The organism is Bradyrhizobium sp. JR4.3 (genome assembly GCF_040547695.1).
Taxonomy (GTDB): domain Bacteria; phylum Pseudomonadota; class Alphaproteobacteria; order Rhizobiales; family Xanthobacteraceae; genus Bradyrhizobium; species Bradyrhizobium canariense.
In genome coordinates this window covers 1-18,116 of record NZ_JBEPQF010000043.1, presented here as the reverse complement: position 1 = coordinate 18,116, position 18,116 = coordinate 1, and the positions used below count along the sequence as shown (strand labels likewise).

General features: G+C 59.9%; 18 protein-coding genes and 3 pseudogenes. 10 read left to right on the top strand and 11 right to left on the bottom strand.

Features of this window, described 5'->3' with window-relative positions; translation table 11 throughout:
- Positions 1 to 10: 10 nt before the first annotated feature.
- Together ABIB91_RS36820 and ABIB91_RS36815 are read right to left on the bottom strand one after the other, a co-directional pair.
- Complete coding sequence (locus ABIB91_RS36820; protein ID WP_354129039.1) at positions 11 to 574, bottom strand: RNA polymerase sigma factor; 564 nt, start codon at positions 572 to 574, stop codon at positions 11 to 13.
- The gene (locus ABIB91_RS36815) at positions 564 to 1,805 is read right to left on the bottom strand and encodes an alpha/beta fold hydrolase (protein WP_354171782.1); all 1,242 of its coding nucleotides are present in this window, start codon (positions 1,803 to 1,805) and stop codon (positions 564 to 566) included. The genes ABIB91_RS36820 and ABIB91_RS36815 overlap by 11 nt, the downstream gene beginning before the upstream one ends.
- A 368-nt stretch (positions 1,806 to 2,173) precedes the next feature.
- On the opposite strand from ABIB91_RS36815, the gene ABIB91_RS36810 reads away from it, so the two are divergent.
- The 3 genes from ABIB91_RS36810 to ABIB91_RS36800 are packed head-to-tail and all read left to right on the top strand — an operon-like array spanning position 2,174 to position 3,478.
- Positions 2,174 to 2,698 (top strand): hypothetical protein, encoded by a 525-nt coding sequence (locus ABIB91_RS36810; RefSeq protein WP_354171784.1) that lies wholly within the window; start codon positions 2,174 to 2,176, stop codon positions 2,696 to 2,698.
- A 27-nt stretch (positions 2,699 to 2,725) separates the two neighbouring features.
- The gene (locus tag ABIB91_RS36805) at positions 2,726 to 3,022 is read left to right on the top strand and encodes a helix-turn-helix domain-containing protein (protein ID WP_279682334.1); all 297 of its coding nucleotides are present in this window, start codon (positions 2,726 to 2,728) and stop codon (positions 3,020 to 3,022) included.
- Between the two features lie 39 nt (positions 3,023 to 3,061).
- Positions 3,062 to 3,478 carry a BP74-related protein gene (locus tag ABIB91_RS36800; protein WP_354236437.1) on the top strand — a complete coding sequence of 139 codons (417 nt, stop codon included), beginning with the start codon at positions 3,062 to 3,064 and terminating at the stop codon, positions 3,476 to 3,478.
- 39 nt (positions 3,479 to 3,517) lie between these two features.
- Here the strand turns inward: ABIB91_RS36800 and ABIB91_RS36795 are convergent, their stop codons facing one another.
- Complete coding sequence (locus ABIB91_RS36795; RefSeq protein ID WP_354171788.1) at positions 3,518 to 3,871, bottom strand: helix-turn-helix domain-containing protein; 354 nt, start codon at positions 3,869 to 3,871, stop codon at positions 3,518 to 3,520.
- A gap of 114 nt (positions 3,872 to 3,985) precedes the next feature.
- Between ABIB91_RS36795 and ABIB91_RS36790 the strand changes: the two genes are divergently transcribed.
- Together ABIB91_RS36790 and ABIB91_RS36785 are read left to right on the top strand one after the other, a co-directional pair.
- Entirely contained in the window at positions 3,986 to 4,582 is a 597-nt protein-coding gene (locus tag ABIB91_RS36790; protein ID WP_279682330.1) for an HD domain-containing protein, read from the top strand.
- Between the two features lie 100 nt (positions 4,583 to 4,682).
- Complete coding sequence (locus ABIB91_RS36785; RefSeq protein WP_354171791.1) at positions 4,683 to 6,053, top strand: hypothetical protein; 1,371 nt, start codon at positions 4,683 to 4,685, stop codon at positions 6,051 to 6,053.
- 2 nt (positions 6,054 to 6,055) lie between these two features.
- Here ABIB91_RS36785 and ABIB91_RS36780 read toward each other — a convergent pair whose 3' ends face one another.
- From ABIB91_RS36780 to ABIB91_RS36770, 3 genes are read right to left on the bottom strand one after another with little or no spacing between them, the layout of a single operon-like run.
- A complete protein-coding gene (locus ABIB91_RS36780) occupies positions 6,056 to 6,745 on the bottom strand; it encodes a DUF7002 family protein (RefSeq protein ID WP_279682326.1) in 690 nt (229 codons plus the stop codon).
- Positions 6,742 to 8,139, bottom strand: a complete 1,398-nt coding sequence (locus tag ABIB91_RS36775; protein WP_354171793.1) for an adenylosuccinate synthetase — start codon at positions 8,137 to 8,139, stop codon at positions 6,742 to 6,744. The genes ABIB91_RS36780 and ABIB91_RS36775 overlap by 4 nt, the downstream gene beginning before the upstream one ends.
- Before the next feature lie 12 nt (positions 8,140 to 8,151).
- Positions 8,152 to 8,343, bottom strand: a complete 192-nt coding sequence (locus ABIB91_RS36770; RefSeq protein WP_354171795.1) for a hypothetical protein — start codon at positions 8,341 to 8,343, stop codon at positions 8,152 to 8,154.
- 379 nt (positions 8,344 to 8,722) lie between these two features.
- On the opposite strand from ABIB91_RS36770, the pseudogene ABIB91_RS36765 reads away from it, so the two are divergent.
- Positions 8,723 to 10,015, top strand: a pseudogene (locus tag ABIB91_RS36765) (DUF2130 domain-containing protein).
- A gap of 67 nt (positions 10,016 to 10,082) precedes the next feature.
- Here ABIB91_RS36765 and ABIB91_RS36755 read toward each other — a convergent pair.
- From ABIB91_RS36755 to ABIB91_RS36740, 4 genes are read right to left on the bottom strand one after another with little or no spacing between them, the layout of a single operon-like run.
- Complete coding sequence (locus ABIB91_RS36755) at positions 10,083 to 10,979, bottom strand: HesA/MoeB/ThiF family protein (protein ID WP_354171801.1); 897 nt, start codon at positions 10,977 to 10,979, stop codon at positions 10,083 to 10,085.
- A complete protein-coding gene (locus ABIB91_RS36750; RefSeq protein WP_279682319.1) occupies positions 10,957 to 11,475 on the bottom strand; it encodes a hypothetical protein in 519 nt (172 codons plus the stop codon). The genes ABIB91_RS36755 and ABIB91_RS36750 overlap by 23 nt, the downstream gene beginning before the upstream one ends.
- Positions 11,472 to 11,801 (bottom strand): hypothetical protein, encoded by a 330-nt coding sequence (locus ABIB91_RS36745; RefSeq protein WP_354171803.1) that lies wholly within the window; start codon positions 11,799 to 11,801, stop codon positions 11,472 to 11,474. Before ABIB91_RS36745 ends, ABIB91_RS36750 begins: the two co-directional genes overlap by 4 nt.
- Positions 11,798 to 12,487, bottom strand: a complete 690-nt coding sequence (locus tag ABIB91_RS36740) for a multiubiquitin domain-containing protein (RefSeq protein WP_354171805.1) — start codon at positions 12,485 to 12,487, stop codon at positions 11,798 to 11,800. Before ABIB91_RS36740 ends, ABIB91_RS36745 begins: the two co-directional genes overlap by 4 nt.
- Positions 12,488 to 12,628: 141 nt before the next feature.
- Between ABIB91_RS36740 and ABIB91_RS36735 the strand changes: the two genes are divergently transcribed.
- The 4 genes and pseudogenes from ABIB91_RS36735 to ABIB91_RS36720 all read left to right on the top strand — a co-directional run bounded on the left by ABIB91_RS36735 (position 12,629) and on the right by ABIB91_RS36720 (position 17,522).
- A complete protein-coding gene (locus tag ABIB91_RS36735) occupies positions 12,629 to 13,018 on the top strand; it encodes an antitoxin Xre/MbcA/ParS toxin-binding domain-containing protein (protein ID WP_354171807.1) in 390 nt (129 codons plus the stop codon).
- A 2-nt stretch (positions 13,019 to 13,020) separates the two neighbouring features.
- Positions 13,021 to 13,722, top strand: a complete 702-nt coding sequence (locus tag ABIB91_RS36730; RefSeq protein WP_279682313.1) for an RES family NAD+ phosphorylase — start codon at positions 13,021 to 13,023, stop codon at positions 13,720 to 13,722.
- 2 nt (positions 13,723 to 13,724) lie between these two features.
- Positions 13,725 to 15,731 (top strand): annotated as a pseudogene (locus tag ABIB91_RS36725) (ATP-dependent helicase); the annotation flags it as partial.
- A 192-nt stretch (positions 15,732 to 15,923) separates the two neighbouring features.
- Entirely contained in the window at positions 15,924 to 17,522 is a 1,599-nt protein-coding gene (locus ABIB91_RS36720; RefSeq protein ID WP_354171811.1) for a Fic family protein, read from the top strand.
- A gap of 305 nt (positions 17,523 to 17,827) precedes the next feature.
- Here ABIB91_RS36720 and ABIB91_RS36715 read toward each other — a convergent pair.
- Positions 17,828 to 18,116 (bottom strand): annotated as a pseudogene (locus tag ABIB91_RS36715) (transposase); the annotation flags it as partial.

The window sequence follows — 18,116 nt, the reverse complement described above, 5'->3', positions numbered from 1 at the left end:
TTAAATTACTTCACGATTTCAATAGCTTATCTAGCTTGCGGCGAAGTCGATGCACCCTCACGGCAGTGGCGGAATATGCGAGCCCGAGTTCGCCCGCTATTTCGCGAATTGTGAGGCCGACTACGAGGCGCTTCAAGATTTCGTTCTCGTCCTTCGAAAGATCCTCTTGGGCAAGGCCCATCACTTCTTCGAATAGCAGACGTTGATCGGCCGGATTGAGTTGGACCCATTCATCGGCCCTTCCAAATTTCGACACGGCCTCCTGGACACGGTCCGAATGTTGATTTTTTCGGGCGATGTCGTTCGCCACATTCACTGTCATCCGCCATACGTACGCCTTGAACTCTTCTGGCTCGTTGATTTCGACGAACGGCTTCATCTTCAGAAGTCGCAGAAAGACCTCCTGTGCCGCATCTTCCGCCGCGGTCCTGTCCCTGAGACGTCGCCAGGCTATCGCGGTGACGAATGGCCACAACCGGTCGTAGACGGAGCGCCATGCGGTCTCGTCGGCAGGCTGTGCCGCCAGCCGTTTGAGACCTTGTGAAAGAACCTCTTCCCTTCGATCAGAGCTCATTTTCGCCGACGATCTGTTCGATATAGGAGGCGATCGCAATGTGCGGATGAAGGGAGCGGGCTACTCGTTCGTTCAGCGGGTTGTTTTGGGAAAAATGCTCCCTGTCCGCGTCCGACACCATATTGTGCAAACCGAATTTTACCTGTTCCGCCAGCGTCGAGACCAATGGTGCAGTTGGCTTCCACCGCAGATGCTTGACCCGGGCGGCAATCTCACTTCTTACGTAAGCCTCCAGGGTGCGGCCGCCGGTCCAGGAATAGGTGCGCTCCCATATCGCATCGATCAACAGCTCTGCTTCGCGAAAAAGCCCGTTCGCGTGATGCTGGGCTGCTAGGTCACAATCGTCGACGAACGAAATGAACTCCTCCACTTCCAAATTCCAAAGGAAGGGAAGCCACAACGAACGCGCATGATTCCGGGTCAAGAACTGGTCGCGATGCCCGAAGTTGCGCAGACGAACGTTATGGACGACGGCTTGATTTTCAGCGGTGCATCGTGTGCACGTTTCCATGGGCCCCTGAACGGAGTGCACGTCTGCGCCTTCAAGAAATCCGCGGTTTCCCGCGGTTCCCACATCTCGGACGAATAGTCGTATGAGTCCGATTGCCCGGACCACGTTGTCCGATAGTCCACACTCACTGCGAACCTTGCGGATACTGCTTCTTCGTTCCCTCAGGATGCTCGACCAAGGGAATGAACGCGGCAGTATCGCGCCAACCAGAACAACGTTCTCGACTCGAAAGTCCGGAAACTTGTCGAGCGTTCGTCCAATGAGATATGAGCCGAAACTGTGGGCGATGACGTGGGGCCGGCGCAATGCCCTGACGTCGACGTCAGCCCTGAGTTCCTCTGCGGTAGCAGATCGCTTCATATATGAGTAAAGGAAGCCGGATGCCACTACTCCCGCTACGGCGGCTACCGCCCAGAAGCTTAGGGCGATCGCATGGAGGGAAAGAGGCCAGCTGAGTTTGACGAGGCCGACTTTGAATATACCTACGCTCAGGATCGCGATCACGAGGGCAATCACCGGCGACCAAGGGTAGATTACAGCCCTCACCACGCCGTACTTACCTTCGTACCCGCCATATTTGTACGGATGACAGTCGAAGTGCGGTGTCATCAATATTTGCAATTCGCGCTGCCAAACACCGTCCGAATTCGCGCCGTGCACGGTAAGCAACGCCGGTTTCCGCCGAACATTCCGATCGTCCGGCGGCTTCTCTTCTGTCATGTGAAGCCCCCACAGCCGCTCCTACCCCGATGAATGAGGGATCGCTGGGGGTGTGTCGCCTAGGGAATCTACGAGGTCCAACAGTTGCTTCGAGCCGGAGACGAGAGGCGATGTGTCGCTTGCTCCCGATTTGAGGGTCCAATCGATGCTCGGCGGATGGCGTGGCGACGCACCCCTCTTTTCCCACCTGCGACGGCTGCGGACCCGGCTGCGAAGGCGGTAAAGCCGAAGGGAAGAAAGGGCTCGGACGGAGGCGGCACCGGTGATGGCGCCAGCGCTTGCAACATTGTCGAACGAACAGAAGTCAATTCTCCGGATCGCGGATGGACTTGAGGCAGCCAGTAGCGTTGCAGCGAGAGCGGGTACTGTTGACTTCATATCCGAATTGCCTGTGCCGGAAGCGGCGGCGGCAAACCATTTTCTCCACCTCGGAAGACTTTCTGCCGGTCGCAGTTGCCCATCAGGAGTCGGATACCGCTGAAGAGCAGCATCAGGCCGAGGCCGAATACCGGAATGGTGAGGATCCCGTAGGCGATCCTGAAGAAGCCGGTCTGCGATCAGATATTGTGGCGGTCGACGACGGCGAGTCCGTCGGCTCTCAATCCCCAAAGTTGGCACCTCAATGTGTTGTTGCTGTTGAACAAGCGGTCCAGGTAAAAATGTCGGCTTTGCCCGAGTTCGAGGACAGCGCCGATGTCGTTGCAGACGGCAACCTTCTCGATCAACGTTCGCCGCCCCGAAACGTCGGTTATCGCGATGTAGGCGTAGATCATGACATTATTGTCGAAAACGTTTTGACCCAGCGCCGTCACCGTACCTTCAACCTCGAACAGATTCATGCTGATCCTCCTGCTGAACCGCCCGAACTTAGCGGTTTGCGGGTAAATATATGATAAATCACATAGACCAGAATCGACGTATTGCCCGACCGTGCCCCTATGGCACGGTCGGGATTCGAAAAGAGATTTCCAACGCGGGATTCGGTAGCCACCAAGGCTCTGGCTGCGAACGTCCGGCGGATCAGGAAGGAAAAAGGATGGACGCAGGACGTCCTGGCCGCCGAGATCGACGTCGAGCAGGGCTTCATCAGTCGAATCGAGAATGGGCGCGCGAACCCCACTCTTCTTGTTCTCGAAACGCTCGCGACGACGCTGGAAGTGCGGGTCGAACAGCTGTTCGAGGTTCAAGCGAAGTCGAGACGCGCCAAGGATCGTTAGGGAGGCATCTCAATGGCTAACAGGATGGCAAAGCTATTGATGGTTGCGGCCAGCTTGGCCGCATGTGGAGCAACATACGCTCAGCAGCCCTCGCCCGAGATCGCGCGCTTCACATTCCGTCAGATGTCCCCCAAGAAGGAGCTGAAGCACTTCGCTTTCGAGGTCCGCGGCAAAGCGGGGATCGACGAGTTGCGGGCCGCACTTGCCAACCCGTCGAACGCCAAACGTCACGTTTCCGGTGTCATCGATCAGCACAAGGCGACCTATAATCCAGAATGGTCGTTCCATCTCATCCCCGAGACGGTTCGCCTGTTCGAGATGCAGATTGAAGTTTGCGACGCCAACGTCACCTACGTCGAAGAGCATCTCGACGAGGTGGGCGGAAGCTTCCTGCCCAAATCGTTCTGGTGCCCCTGGTCTTCGGAGTTAGAGTCCGAGATCCCCGTCCGCCCTTGATCCACCTGGCGTAGCGACGTCGACGGCTTGGCTATCGTCTCACTTCCGTCGTGCACTGCGCATTGCTGCCATGCCTCCCAACACTGACACCAGGAGATCGGCGTCCTCTGGAGTGCCGTCCCACACCGCAAGCGCACTTTCCATGATGCGCTTCTTGGCAAACTCGTCCTCGCGCGAAGGAACGAAAAATCGCATGGGATCAATCCCCAGATGTATGCAAATTTGCATTACGTTATGGCTTACGCCTTTGAAGTCGCCAGCCAGCACCCTGCTGATTTGGCTTTGATCAACCCCGCAAGATTGCGCAAACTGCGTGGTTATCAGCTTTCTAGCCTCCATCCGGGCTTGTATCTCTCCCACGAGCGCCCGCTTCGATTCGCTTGCTAATTTCATGCAAATGTGCATAAATTGGAATATACGATTTTGCAACCTTGTTCAAAGAGGCGTGTGTGGCAGACGCGGTCGATGGAACAACACCGGATTTCCGGGTTATAGTCGGAGGGCTTTATGGCGTGGGAAGCGAATAAGGTGATTGCTGTCAGGATAGATGTTGGACCGTCGATCATGCTCCAAAGCGGAGCATGGTTCGATTTCGCTGCGCCGCACGCCAGCCCCTTCACCATCGAGGACATCGCGCACGGGCTTGCGCACATCTGCCGGTATTCGGGACAGTGCAATGGCTTCTATTCGGTTGCGGAACACAGCCTGTTGGTGAGCGAGACGGCCACCGGCTTTGAGTTGGAAGCATTGATGCACGACGCGGCGGAGGCCTTTCTCGGCGACATCACGCGGCCGCTGAAGCAGATGCTTCCCGAGTACAAACGGATCGAAGGCGAGGTGGAGCGAGCGATCTTCTCCCGGTTCGGCATTCAGACACCAATACCTCGCGAGGTGAAGCAGGCCGACCTGCGCGTGCTCGCCGCCGAACAGCGCCAGATCATGCCTCGAGGAACGGACGACTGGCTGCGTGGACAGGATGTCGTCCCGGCCCCCATCGTCGTCCGCAATTTGCCCCCGGTAGAGGCGAAACGGGCTTGGCTCGAGCGCTACGAGGCGCTGTATCCCTTGCGTTCGAGAGTCAATAGCCTTCGATCCGCCCGGTGAAATGCGGTGATATCCGCGCAGCGCGCTGGACGTAGCGGGCGCCCGCCTGTAGCACCCGCGTTAGTTTAGTTCTCGATCATGTTCGCGACGAGGTCTTACAATGTCGCTCAGAAAAGACCAATCGCTCGATGAACTCGCGAGGATCGGCAACGTTGCACAGTTCATAAGTTATTCGCCCGGCGGGACGCTTCCTCTACAGCAGTACTGCCGTGTCGCGGGTTACGAGCCGAACCATTCGTTCGATTCCGTTCGTGGGGGACTGGTCAGTCTCATCGAACGCAGCCCTGAAGGCACAATCAACCTCCGCAGCTTCACTCCGGATAGTCCGCGCAGCAGGGATTTCCACTACGGCCTGGCGAATGTCGACGAAGCGCAATCCCTCCTCGCTCGGATGTCGGCGGAAGGCTTGTTCGTCATCGCGAACGAGACGGTGGACATTTCCGATGGCGGCGTTTCGGGCGTAATCCAAGGAGGGGTCGCGGAATTCGCTCCGGACGACACTCCGCGATGCGTCGAGAAGGAAGGCACCGCGTCCATGCCGTCCGACCTGGCGCGAGCGGTCATCCGCATCGTATTCGGCTTCGAACCCGAAACGGTGGCGGCCGATCGCGGCCGCTTGGAGTTCAGCATCCATCCGAAACCCCGCGGCTGGCGCCGGACGCATACCCTGATGTGGGAATACGAAGGCACGGAATCGGCGCCGGCGCGACCAGCCATGAAGTGGCCGAACAGGTTCAGCCAGCACATCGGCGACAAGACGTTCGGGCTTCTCGTTGCCCACGCGATAGGTTTGCCCGTCCCTCGCACGACCTGCTTCGCGAGAAGGGTCGCGCCCTTCACGTTCGGCCAGGATACCGCATCTCGCGAGGTATGGACCCGAACGTGTCCGAGAGAGCAGGAACCAGGCCGTTACACGACCGTCAAAGGCTGGACCGATCCTTTCAAGCTACTTGCGATCGAGGATCCGCAAGGCACCGCCATCCCGGCGGTACTCTGCCAAGCCGCCGTCCCGGCGACCTATTCGGGTGCCGCGATCACGGACGCTAACGGTCAAGTGGTCATCGAGGGTACCGCCGGCGAAGGCGACCATTTCATGCTCGGTCGCAAGGTACCGGAGAAAATTCCGACTTCTATTTCTGCCGACGTCCACGGACTCTACGAACACGCGAAGGCGGCTCTGGGTCCCGTACGGTTCGAGTGGGTTCACGACGGCTCTCGAGCGTGGATCGTCCAGTTACACAAAGGCGCGACGGACAGTGCAGCATCCACCATCGTGCCGGGTGACGCCCACCGTTGGGAGGTCTTCAAAGTTTCAAGGGGATTGGAAGCCTTGCGCGTCTTCCTCGATCAGCTTCCGGGCGACGTCGGGGTCCGCATCGAGGGTGAAATCGGACTTACCAGCCACATCGCCGACCTGCTGCGAAAGGCACGGCGGCCGGCTCGGATCGACAACCCCGCGCTAACGCGCTGAATTCAGGGACCGTCTGCGGAATTCGTTCCCTTCCGGCGCCAAAGCTCGGTGTGCTTGCCATTGTGGATCGAATGCACAGCTATCGCGTGATCCCTGATGTCGGACACGCCTCCGAGAACGGTGAGTTCGACGATCGTATTTTGGAGCGTCCGCGTTTTCCGCCTTTTCTCGAACGGGAAGTCCGATATCGGGAGAAATGTATCGAGTCCCCGGGGTGCCGGATTGTAAATAGTGGCGCCACTGTTGATCGGGCTCAATCTGACGCGCTCCCGGTTGGCGCCGACCAGGCTCGCCGTGTCCAGCGTCAAGACGGTCTGCGGTCGGTCCCGGTAGGCTCTTGCGTCCAGCAGCCCTCTGAGCTTTTCCTTCGAGAGCCAGAAGAAGACGCGTGAATTGAGCGTCTTAAACCATTCCGCCGGCGTGGTGCCGTCGGTCAGGCATTTTTCGAGAGCGGATGCCGTCATCGGCTTCTGGTCGCGTACGATCGCATGCGGCAACCCATCGGACGCGATCAGGACCGATTCCGGCCGTCTTGCAGCTTCGAGTTCGCGCCGAGCTTTGCCGGTGTATCCGTAGAGATCTAGCAGCGACGACGTCGAAAGGAGACCGTGCTTGCGGATCGAATCCCAACTGCCGTCCTCGGCCATGTGCCATAGACGCGGATAATGGCGGAGCAGATCTTCTTCCTTCAACGCCAGTTCCTCCGGTCGATGACGCCAAAGCGTTCGAAGCGAGTCGAAATCAGCGACACGGGGGCGTTGGCGACGCGTTCGACGTCGGCGACGAAGGCCCTGGTTTCGTCCGTGAGCTGCTCGAAGCGCCGAGCCTGGCGATTTTCGACGCTGATGTAGTCGGAGAACGACAGCGCGATGTCGGTCGCGCCGTTCATGACGGCAGAGCGTCTAAGCTGCTCCCAATCGAATTCGGCTACCCTCCTGGGGTTGCCCGACACCGATCCGATCTCCTTTTCCTTGAGCTCTGCGGCTGGGATGCCGGAACGGTCGGCGATCTTGTCGAAGTCGATCACGATGCCCATCGGCCCCGAAGCGCCGCCGACACGGATGGGATATCTCCTGACCACCATGACGATCCTTCGCACCCGTGTGGGCGCCACGCCGGCATCCGCCAGACAACCCGATGCGGTCGTCTCTCGCGCCGTCACATGCGGATAATGTCCGTGATGCAGGCTCAATCCCGTTCCCTGCGTGCCCTCGATCATGATCCGCGTTCCGTTTGCATAGGCATTCTCCAGCTCGCGCTGCACGGGCTTCACGTAGGGAGCCAAGTCAGTTTGATTTTTGGCGAGCCGGACCTTTGGCCCCAGCATCGGATTGTCGCTGCGATTCAGAATCTTGCGCGCGAGTGCTGCACCGGCGCCCTGCTTGGTCGAGCCGATCGACCCCAAGCCACCGTCCTGACCTTCGAATTCCCTGTCCCAGTCCTCGATCACCATCGCCTGCTCGTCGATGACCAGCCGATCGGGCGTCAGACCGCACTCCTTGATCTCCTTCAATATTCGTTCAGGATGGATCGTAGAACCTGCGGCGATTAATATCTTCGCCCTGTCGTTTGACTGCGTACCTGACGGAAGTTGTCGATAGTTGTACGGCGGAAAAGCCACCTGATGACCGGCATTTGGCCCGCCGACACGGACCATAACGCCGTATCCCTTGGCAATGTGGGCGCAAACGTGCCCCTTGCCCTCGCTGCCATATTGACCACTGATGATCACATCGACCAGCGGTTCAGCGACCGACGGGAAGAGACCCAATCCCACGACCGCGCGCGCCAGCAATGATGACGGCTCGCACCTCCAGTTTTCCACGACGCGATCTGCGATGCGGTCGAGAAGCCAGACCCCGCTTTCGGTGGAATCGGCCCGAACCTGATCGTATTCCATGCCGGTGTCGGCGACCGAACCGCGATCTTCGTAGCGCTGCTTGATAACCTCGTATGGCGCGGTCACATGCATATGCACGAATTTCTCGCCGAACGTTTCTCTCAAGTGTTTGACCTGGTCGGCGGTCCTGACGGAGTCGACGAGGACGATCTCCTTTTCGCCGTGCACACCGAGATGGTCGACCACGCCGTCACGAACCTATGTGCCGCCGGTCTGGACGTCCAGGCGCTTGCCGGCCTCAATCAGTTCAGAGCGCTCGTTTTTGGTCCCGGCATCGATAAGCAAGGTGCGCGTCGAGATCCGATAGGCACCGAAACGCCGTTCCAATTCGCCTGCAAGCGCCGACTTACCGACCGCAACCGGCCCGGATATCGCGATGACGTATCTCACAAGACCTCCTCCCTCGTCGTGGCGACGAGGACGAATCCCGACTTTTCATCTCAAGCTGATTAACGGGCGGGCAGTACCTGACAAGCTAGGCATTCTCCGAGGTCCGCCAAGGCGTCTCCTGCCCTAATGAACACGAAACTTTTGGTAGCAAATCAATGGGTTGCGCCTCCGCTCGACCGTCGCTCAAGTTCTAGCCATTGAATTATATGTTCCCTATATGTTCTCATGCTGAGTGAGATGATACGGCGGGATCCGCAGCGAAGCGAACGAGCGCGCCGCCGAGCTGGATAGAGGTGTGGACATCGCTTCCATGCCGCGTCGCAGAAATGGCAGCCCCTACCGGGTCTAATCCCGCAACGGATCGAACGACGGGGGAATCATGACCTTCACAGCCACGGTAACAGAGGCGCACGAACCGGTGGTTCGATGCCCCAACTGCAGTCACGACATAAGGCTGACCGAGTCACTGGCGGCCCCCTGCTGGTGGAGAATCGCCGGCGCTTTCAGGAGCAGATGGCGCATAAGGACGCGGAGATCGCCCGCAAGAACGAAGTGCTGGTCAAGGAGCGGGACGATCTCGCAAAGGCGCGCGATCAGGTCGAGGACCAAATAAAGCAACGGCTCGCCGTTGAGCGGAATCATTTGGTTGCAGCCGAGGCGAAGAAGGCGCGGGAGGCAGCAGCCATCGAACTCCAGGCGAAGTCCGCCGAAGCCGCCGAACTTCGCAGGACGCTCGAGGCCAACAACGTCAAGCTCGCCGAGGCCCAGAAGGCGCAGGCCGACGTATTGCGAAAACAGCGCGAACTCGATGACGAAAAGCGGGAAATCGACCTAACCGTGGAAAAGCGGGTGCAATCCTCCGTCGAGGGCGTCCGGATCAAGGCCCGGCAAGACGCCGATGATGCGGCCAAGCTGCGGATTTCGGAAAAGGACCACACGATCGAATCCATGACCCGAACCATCGAGGAGCTCAAGCGCAAGGCCGAACAGGGCTCCCAGCAGACGCAAGGCGAGATGTTCGAACTGGAACTTGAGGAGATCCTTCGCGGCAGGTTCCCGACCGACATAATCGAACCGGTCGCCAAGGGAGAGTTCGGTGCTGATGTGGTACAGCAGGTCAATGGCGCCGGCGGGCAGCCGGCCGGCATCATTCTTTGGGAAACCAAACGTACCAAAAACTGGAGCGATGGTTGGCTCGCCAAACTGCGCGAGGACCAGCGCCGTTGCAGCGCCGATGTCGCGCGTCTCTCACGCCCTTCCCAAAAACGTCGAGTATTTCGATCTTGTCGACGGAGTGTGGGTCGCTCATCCCCGTTGCGCCTTTCCCGTCGCGGTATCGCTGAGGCAGGCGCTAATCGCCGTGTCTAACACGAGGCTGGTCCAGCAAGGACAGCAGACCAAGATGGAGCAGGTCTACAACTATCTGACGGGTACGAAATTCAAGCAGCGCGTCGATGCCGTCATCGATAAGTTCAACGACATGCGGGACGACCTCGATAAGGAACGCAAGTTCATGAACCGACAATGGGCGAAGCGCGAAACGCAAATACTCTCCGTCGTCGAGTCGACCGTCGGAATGGTCGGGGACCTGCAGGTGATCGCCGGCAAGGCGATGCCCGAGATCCCCAGCCTGGATCTTCCGCTCCTTGAGATATCTGACGCGGCCGAATGATGGAGCGCCGAGATGCGTCTTGCCCAAGAAAATTGGCAGACGCAGTCCCGGCGTACGCATCGCTCGCTCAGATAACGGTGCTCGTCCACTTGCGGACCGAGCGCATGATCCGCTCCACCCATCGGTAGCCCTGCCGGTCGCTGGCCATGAGCTTGCGGATGTCAAAGGTCATGTCGCCGACGGCCGCACTCGGGTAATGCGTGCAGGAAGCCGACCAGCGCCGAAATCGTTCGGTCTCGGTGACCAAGCCGGAATTGCCGTCGTACGAGAGATAGGCGCCTGGCCTGGCCCGTCGACTCCAGGGCGTCACCATCTGCACGACCAGCCCGACCGCCAGCGACGCGAGCACACCGTTCGACCACACCACCTGCGGTCGTCCGCCGGCGGCACCATACTTACGGGACTCTTCTGCCAGCGCCGCATCGGTGACGATTCCCATGCAGCGCAGGCACGGGCTGCCGGGCTCGGACAGCACCACCTGGCCCGCGACCAGGTGGCCGTGGCCGCCGCCCAATTTGTGCACGTCCATTCCCTGATCGATGTACGGTATCAGGAAGCGTCGGCAGAAGGCATCAAGTTCGTCCTTGCCGCGCACGTTGTCGAGACCGCCCACGATGACCTCGCAGCGCTTCAGCGCATCGCCCGCAAGCTGCCACTGCTTGCAATGAATCTCGACGCGGGCCTTCGGATTGATCGCAAGGATCATCCTTTTCACGATCGCGACCTTTGCGGTCCGCTTCAACACGTACCACCAGGTGCCCCCGATCAGTCTGTTGAGGTTGGTCAGCGAGATGCGGTCCCCGTCCGCCAGCACGAAGTGGCCGACTCCGGCGTGCGCAAGCTGCTGGGCGACGTGCGAATTGCCACCACCGAGCCCAACCAGGCCGACGGTCATCTCGGCCAGCCGCTGCTCGCTGTTGGCGCCGAGAAAGCTCTGACGATCAAGCCAGCTCGTATTTCGCACTCCATTGCTCGACGATCGGCTGATCGATGCGGATGAAGCGATCGATCGACACGGAAGGTTTGCCGGCCTCGAGCCAGAGAAGGCCGGTCGCGCCGTTGTTGCTCAGCACCAGCAGCCCGTGCGGCATCTTCGGGCATGAATGGAAGAACCCCGGCACGAATTTGTTGCCGCTCTCGAGGTCCACCCCGCTGAATCCGGGAAGGCCGCGACCGCCGTGGGTATGGACATGCAGAAGGGCCGCGGCTGGTCGATAGGCCGCCTGCGCAGCCTTGCGCATTGCGTTGGAGCCGATCCGTGCGCCGACCTTGGGATCGACCTCGTAGTCCTCGTCGGCAACCGGCATGTATTCGCGAACCAGCAGCATCAGGCCGCCCGGCACCGCGGCCGCACCTGCGGTCAAGAAGCCGACGCGCTCGTGTGCGAAAAAGTGGAGCCGAGCGAGGTCGCGCCGGACCAGATCCAGCAGCGAACCGGTGATTTTAAGTGCTACTTTCATTGGAGCTGTCCCAAGTGGATGGCGAGGATCTCGGACCACGGCAGCGCTGCCGGCACGTTGTTGAACGACATCGTGTGCCAGGCGCGGCCTATGATCTGGTGCGCGGTCCAATTCTGGCCGCGGTTCGGAAAGGCCTGCGACAGGAACAGCCGCGTGGTGTAGCTGGCGTGGTTGCGGGGACAGAGCAGACCATCGACGGTCACTTTTCCCCCATTGTGCTGTACCGGCATGCTCGGCAGGTAGACGAGGGGCTGTCCCCCCTCGTCCCAGATTTCGGCGCGGCGGTTGATCCGCCGCAGTGCCGCGAGTTGGAGTTCAGCGGTCACGAAGACTGTCCCACCGGCGGATGGCGGCGAACTCCATGCCGTCCTTGACCTTGAGGCGTTCGCCCGGCGCCATCTCGCGGAAGACGCCGTCGGCACCGATGAAGTCCAACTTGGAACACCGTCATCAGTTCCTCGGTGGTGTAGACGCGGCGCTCGAGTTCGAACTCGGCATCGCCACCGTAGATCACCGTCACCGTCTTCTTGCGGTGCCGTAGCTTGAAGCGTTCGGCACCGCCACCGCCGATGTCGACGACGTCGTCATCATCGAAGACCTGGTCGACGCCGGGACGCTCGAGCGACAGGGACTGATCGTCGCCGGCGCCGGCGAGGAACTTGATCTGCGAGGCGAGCAGCTTCGCAAGCGGCCATTCCATCGCCAGGCCCTCGACGAAAAAGCGGTGGATGTCGCCGCCCTTGATGACGAAGAAACGGCCGACGTTGTTCTTGTCGAGGTCGGAGGTCTCGGTGGGGCGGAGCGTTTCCAGTTCACAGGTCGCGAGGTGCCGCAGCACGACGTAATCCTCGACCGGGTGCTTGCCGGCAGCCATGCAGACTTCGGCCCCGGTGACCTTGGCGTCGTCGAACGCCACCGTGTGGAACTCGAATTGGTCGTCACCGACCTCGGCTTTGAACGAGCGGGCCCGCTGGGCCATTTCGCCGCCGGGGATCTTCAACACCGTATCCATGCGTCTTCTCCGTCTCATGCGCCCGGACAGGCGTCGTTTGGCTTGACGAAATCCCGGAGAGACCGATGATTCCGAATCAGTCCGTATTGGGACTATTTCTAATGGGACTAAAATTGTATTTGGCACAAACCGAGGAGCCCTATGGACATCAGCAACCGGACAGAGACAGCGCAGCAGCCACAAGGACCACGCCCATCAACACTCGATTTCTTCTTCAAACTTGCGGAGATCTGGGATTTGAGCACTGATCAACAGATCAAGTTGCTGGGATCGCCTGGCCGCTCGACCTACTTCCGTTGGCGCAAGGACGGCGGCGACGTTTCTGCGGATACCCTCGAGCGGATTTCGCATCTGGGATCCGTCTACAAGGCTCTCGGCATCCTGCTCGATGCGCCGGAAGCCGCCGTACGCTGGATCCGCCAGCCAAACCGGTTCTTCGAGGGGGCATCTGCCCTCGACATCATGCTCACCGGCAATCTGAGCGACATCATCAGGGTACGACAGTACGTCGATGCCCAGCGCGGAGGCTAAGTTTGGCGTATCCGCAAATCTCAGTCGACGGCCAGTATCGGCGGTTGATTCCCTCGAAATGGCCGACCATCGACATCTACGAGAAATTCGGTTCTCGCGAGATGCAGGCGGTTGCCGCCGAGATCGAGACGATCACCAACCCGCGTCTTGCTGCCAAGGCCCGCATCACCGGCGGCGACATTTCCGCCGATTCAAATTCGCCGAGGCTTCAGAACTGGAATCACGCGCCGTTCGCCTATCCCATGCCGGAGGGCACGTATTCGCTTCCGCCTCCTTATTCGGTCCTCGAGCTTGCCGCCGAAGAGCGCGGCGCTCTTGCCCGGGCAATCCTCCGGCGCGAGGAATTCCTTTCCCGTACCGACGAACCGGCCTGCGGCATCGACATGAGGATGATCACGAACAGGGTCGTCGGGAATTTCGTCGATCTTCGCGGACTGCCGGCCGACACATCGCAAACCGCAAGGTGGATGATGGGGCGGCAGCTATATGAGGATGGGGTTCACGGCGTCCTCTTCAAGATGACCGAACTGCCAGGCAGTGAATTCATCTGTGTTTTCACCAACGAGGTTTTGGTGGACCGTGGCGTGCAAGGCGCCCATTACCGTTTCCGATGGGATGGTCAGCGTATCGGCCGCCTTTATGACTTCGCCGCCGACCGCGACATCGATCGCAACGACATTATCGCCGGGTCCATGGCGGCTTAAGTGCGGTCGAGCACGGCGCCGCCGGAGGACTGGCCGCTGCGCCGCTGCTAGTCATTGCGGGAGCAGGTTCGGGAAAGACCAACACCCTCGCCCATCGGGTCGCCCATCTGATCGTTCAGGGCGCCGATCCGCGCCGAATCCTGTTGATGACGTTTTCCCGGCGCGCCGCCGCCGAGATGACAAGGCGGGTCGAACGGATCGCCCGCAAGGTACTGGGCGAGAACGCTGGGATCATGACCGACGCGCTCACCTGGGCCGGCACCTACCACGGCATTGGCGCCCGGCTGCTGCGCGAGTATGCCGAACAGATCGGCCTGGATCCCGCCTTTACGATTCACGACCGCGTAGACTCTGCAGACCTGATGAACCTCGTCAGGCATGAGAGAGGCTTCTCGAAGACCGAGAGCCGCTTCCCTACCAAAGGGACGTGCCTCTCGATCTACTCGCGCTGCGTCAACGCCGAGATGCCGATCGAGCAGGTAATCGGCGCTTGGTATCCATGGTGTTCCGGGTGGGCCGCAGAGCTCAAGGAACTGTTCGCGGCTTATGTTGAAGCCAAGCAGAAGCAGAACGTGCTGGATTACGATGACCTCCTTCTCTACTGGGCGCAGACGGTCGGCGACGCTGCCTTGGCTGACGACATCGGCGGCCGCTTTGATCACGTCTTGGTCGACGAGTATCAGGACACCAACCGCCTGCAGTCCTCGATCCTGCTCGCGTCGAAGCCCGGAGGCCGGGGGCTGACGGTCGTCGGCGACGACGCTCAATCGATCTACTCGTTCCGCGCCGCGACCGTGCGCAACATCCTCGACTTTCCTGCACAATTTTCGCCGCCCGCCAACATCATCACGCTCGACCGCAATTATCGGTCGACGCAGCCGATCCTTGCCGCCGCCAATGGCGTTATCGACCTTGCCAAGGAACGCTTCACCAAGAACCTATGGACCGAACGCACCTCGGCAGCGAAACCGCAGCTCGTCACCGTACGTGACGAGGCTGACCAGGCGCGCTTCATCGTCGAACGCACTCTCGAGAACCGCGAGTCCGGAACGCTCCTCAAAGAGCAGGCTGTTCTGTTCCGGACATCCAGCCACAGCGGTCCGCTTGAGATCGAATTGACGCGTCGGAACATCCCGTTCGTAAAGTTCGGCGGACTGAAGTTTCTCGATGCCGCTCACATCAAGGACATGCTGGCATTGCTGCGGTTCGTCGAGAATCCGCGCGATCGTGTGGCCGGGTTTCGTCTGCTGCATTTGCTGCCTGGCATCGGCTCAGCCACCGCGCAGCGTGTGCTTGACCACATGGCGCAAGCCTCCGATCCGATCACAGCGCTCGCGGACATACCGACGCCACCGCGCACGGGCGACGACTGGAAGGGCTTCGTCGAAGCGTTGGGCAATCTCCATTATTCCGAGTGGCCCGTCGATCTCGAGCGTGCCCGCCTCTGGTACGAACCGCATCTCGACCGCATCCATGAAGACGCCGAAACACGGCGGGCCGACTTGCTCCAGCTCGAGCAGATCGCCTCCGGATATCCTTCCCGAGAACGCTTCCTAACTGAACTCACGCTGGATCCGCCCGACGCGACTAGCGATCAGGCCGGCGTGCCGCTGCTCGATGAGGACTATCTGATCCTGTCGACGATCCACTCCGCCAAGGGTCAGGAATGGAAGTCGGTCTATCTGCTGAACGTCGTCGACGGCTGCATGCCGTCCGATCTCGGTGCCGGGACCTCGGCCGAGATCGAGGAGGAACGCCGCCTGCTTTACGTCGCCATGACCCGAGCAAAGGATGACCTCCATCTGGTCGTGCCGCAGCGCTTCTTCGTTCACGGTCAGCATTCGCTGGGTGACCGCCACCTCTACGCCTCGAGGACACGGTTCATCCCAGAAAAGCTGCTGGATCTGTTCGAGCGGACGACTTGGCCAGTTGTACCTGCCGGCGCACGTGCTCCTAGCCAAGGACCCAAGGTGGATATCGGCGCGCGCATGCGTGGAATGTGGCGGTAGCTGACCGCCACAAAAGGGGCGAAGGCGCGTCATAATACTAGTGTCGCTACACGGCATAATACTAGTGTAACTAAACAACATAATACTAGTGTTTTAACACAACATAAAAGTAGTGTAAACATACAGCATAAAAGTAGTGTAATCACCCAACCCAAAGTTAGTGCGCGCAAACGCCGGAGCCGGAGGTTCCAGATGCCGAGCCTGAACCAAAAACTGGCCGATTCTCTTAGTAATCTCAAGAAATTATCTGGAGACCCCTCTCGGCGGGTGTTCAAGTCAACTGACCTGTCCCGCACGGACCGCGAGCGCCTAACCGAAGCCGGCTTTCTGACTGAAATCATAAAAGGATGGGTTATGACCACCCGTCCGGCCGACCGCCAGGGCGATACCACCTCTTGGTACTCGTCGTTCTGGGAGTTCGCGAGAGCCTACCTGGATGACCGCTTCGCCAAAGCGTGGGTCCTTTCTCCTGAGGTCTCCGTCTTGCTGAACGCCGAGAACCTCAACGTCCCGCAGCAGATCATCATTCATGCCCCGGACGCCAACAACCAACTGCTCAAGCTACCGCACGACAATTCCTTCTATCTGCTCAGGGTCCCGAAGCTCGCCGTCACCCCGATCGAAGTCGCTGGAATGCGGGCATTCCCGGCTGAGGAAGCCTTGTGCTCGGCTGGACCAGCCTTCTGGCAAAGCAACAAGAACGACGTCGTCGCCCTGATCGGCGCAGTCCGCAGCCCCGTCATCCTGCGCGTTCTCCTGGCCGGAGGGCATGCGCTGGTAGCCGGACGTATCGCGGGCGCCTATCGGACGCTCGGAAATACCCGGGTCGCGGACGAAATCGTCGCCACAATGCAGCGCGCAGGACACGATGTCCGCGAGGATGCCGATCCGTTCAAGGGGCCGGTGCCCATGCAACTAACGGGCGCGCGCCAGGTCTCCCCGATCGCCACCCGCGTCCGTCTCATGTGGGCGGAGATGCGCGACAAGGTCCTGCAGAACTTCGACATCGAGCCGCGGCTGATCAACGATCATGACGCATACATGGCCTCGGTTGACGACATCTACACGTCCGACGCCTACCACTCCCTGTCGATCGAGGGATACACGGTCACCGAAGATCTGATCGAGAAGGTCAGAAGCGGAAAGTGGAATCCCGACGATGATCCGGAAGATCGCGAACAGAAGAATGCGTTGGCGGCCAAAGGATATTGGGATGCATTTCAAGAAGTCCGCAAAGCCGTCGACCGCATTCTCAAGGGAGAGCAATCGGCAGAAGTCGTCGAGGCGGAGCACCTCAATTGGTACCGCGCGCTGTTCCAGCCTTCGCTCGCCGCCGGCATCGTCAAGCCAGAGAACATGGCCGGATACCGCCAGCATTTCCTCCATATCCGAGGCTCTCGGCACACTCCCGTGAACTGGGAGTCGGTACCCGATGCGATGGAAGCGTTCTTCGACTGCCTGAAGCAGGAGAAAGACCCGCGCGTCCGCGCGATACTCGGGCATTTTCTCTTCACGTTTATCCATCCGCTGCCGGACGGAAACGGCAGATCGGGCCGTTTTATCATGAACACGATGCTGGCATCGGGCGGCATTCCTTGGACGATCATTCCGGTCGATCGGCGGGTCGAGTACATGCAAGCTCTCGAAAATGCCAGCAGCGACGGCGACATCGTTCCCTTCGCCAAGATGGTTGCCGACTGCGCGAAACATGAACCGCCGCCGCCGAGGCGCAGCCGCCCAGGCGAGAAGCTGGCGGAAATCGTCGAAGCGGCGTCTCCACTCAAACCATAAGGGATTCCATCCGCTCCGCGCGAAACACGGATGAGACTTCCCGCCACAAGCTCAAAGATGTGCAACCTCTTGTCTGATTGCGGTTGCTGGCACAAGGGTTCAGCTCGTTACCGACAGCCTGCGAGGCTCGCTCTTGTCTACGAGGTCGACGTTCATAGCCGCCTCACGATGGTAGTCCGAAGATCGGGAGCTGCTATCTATTAGGCGCGTGCTGCAGGCACAGAGGTTGCAGCGCAGTCACCCCGACCTCGTCCTCGCAGGACGTCGTCCCGCCTTTTCGGCGGATCCGCTGAATTGCTAATTGATCATGCGGTCGCCTCCTCGCGGGTCCATCGGAACTCGCTTCCATCTGCCCAGATCCGATGCATCACGATCGCTAATTTTCGTGCGACTGCTACGACCGCTCGGCGAAGGCCGCGTCGCTTGGCCACCCTTACACCCCAAGCTTTCAATGCGGACCAACGCTTGGTGCGGGTTAGAAGTGCAAGCGCGGCCTGATAAGTATGGTCCTGAGCATCACATCGCCACACCTCGAAATAGCGCCATTCCGATCGGTTTCCCCAGATGCGTATTTGCGTGGCGTAAGGCCAAGAT

Bases quoted from the DNA above. Each gene is read 5' to 3' on its own strand.
- ABIB91_RS36820 (WP_354129039.1), bottom strand. From the start codon at position 574: ATGAGCTCTGATCGAAGGGAAGAGGTTCTTTCACAAGGTCTCAAACGG.
- ABIB91_RS36815 (WP_354171782.1), bottom strand. From the start codon at position 1,805: ATGACAGAAGAGAAGCCGCCGGACGATCGGAATGTTCGGCGGAAACCG.
- ABIB91_RS36800 (WP_354236437.1), top strand. From the start codon at position 3,062: ATGGTTGCGGCCAGCTTGGCCGCATGTGGAGCAACATACGCTCAGCAG.
- ABIB91_RS36795 (WP_354171788.1), bottom strand. From the start codon at position 3,871: ATGAAATTAGCAAGCGAATCGAAGCGGGCGCTCGTGGGAGAGATACAA.
- ABIB91_RS36790 (WP_279682330.1), top strand. From the start codon at position 3,986: ATGGCGTGGGAAGCGAATAAGGTGATTGCTGTCAGGATAGATGTTGGA.
- ABIB91_RS36785 (WP_354171791.1), top strand. From the start codon at position 4,683: ATGTCGCTCAGAAAAGACCAATCGCTCGATGAACTCGCGAGGATCGGC.
- ABIB91_RS36750 (WP_279682319.1), bottom strand. From the start codon at position 11,475: ATGAAAGTAGCACTTAAAATCACCGGTTCGCTGCTGGATCTGGTCCGG.
- ABIB91_RS36740 (WP_354171805.1), bottom strand. From the start codon at position 12,487: ATGGATACGGTGTTGAAGATCCCCGGCGGCGAAATGGCCCAGCGGGCC.
- ABIB91_RS36735 (WP_354171807.1), top strand. From the start codon at position 12,629: ATGGACATCAGCAACCGGACAGAGACAGCGCAGCAGCCACAAGGACCA.
- ABIB91_RS36720 (WP_354171811.1), top strand. From the start codon at position 15,924: ATGCCGAGCCTGAACCAAAAACTGGCCGATTCTCTTAGTAATCTCAAG.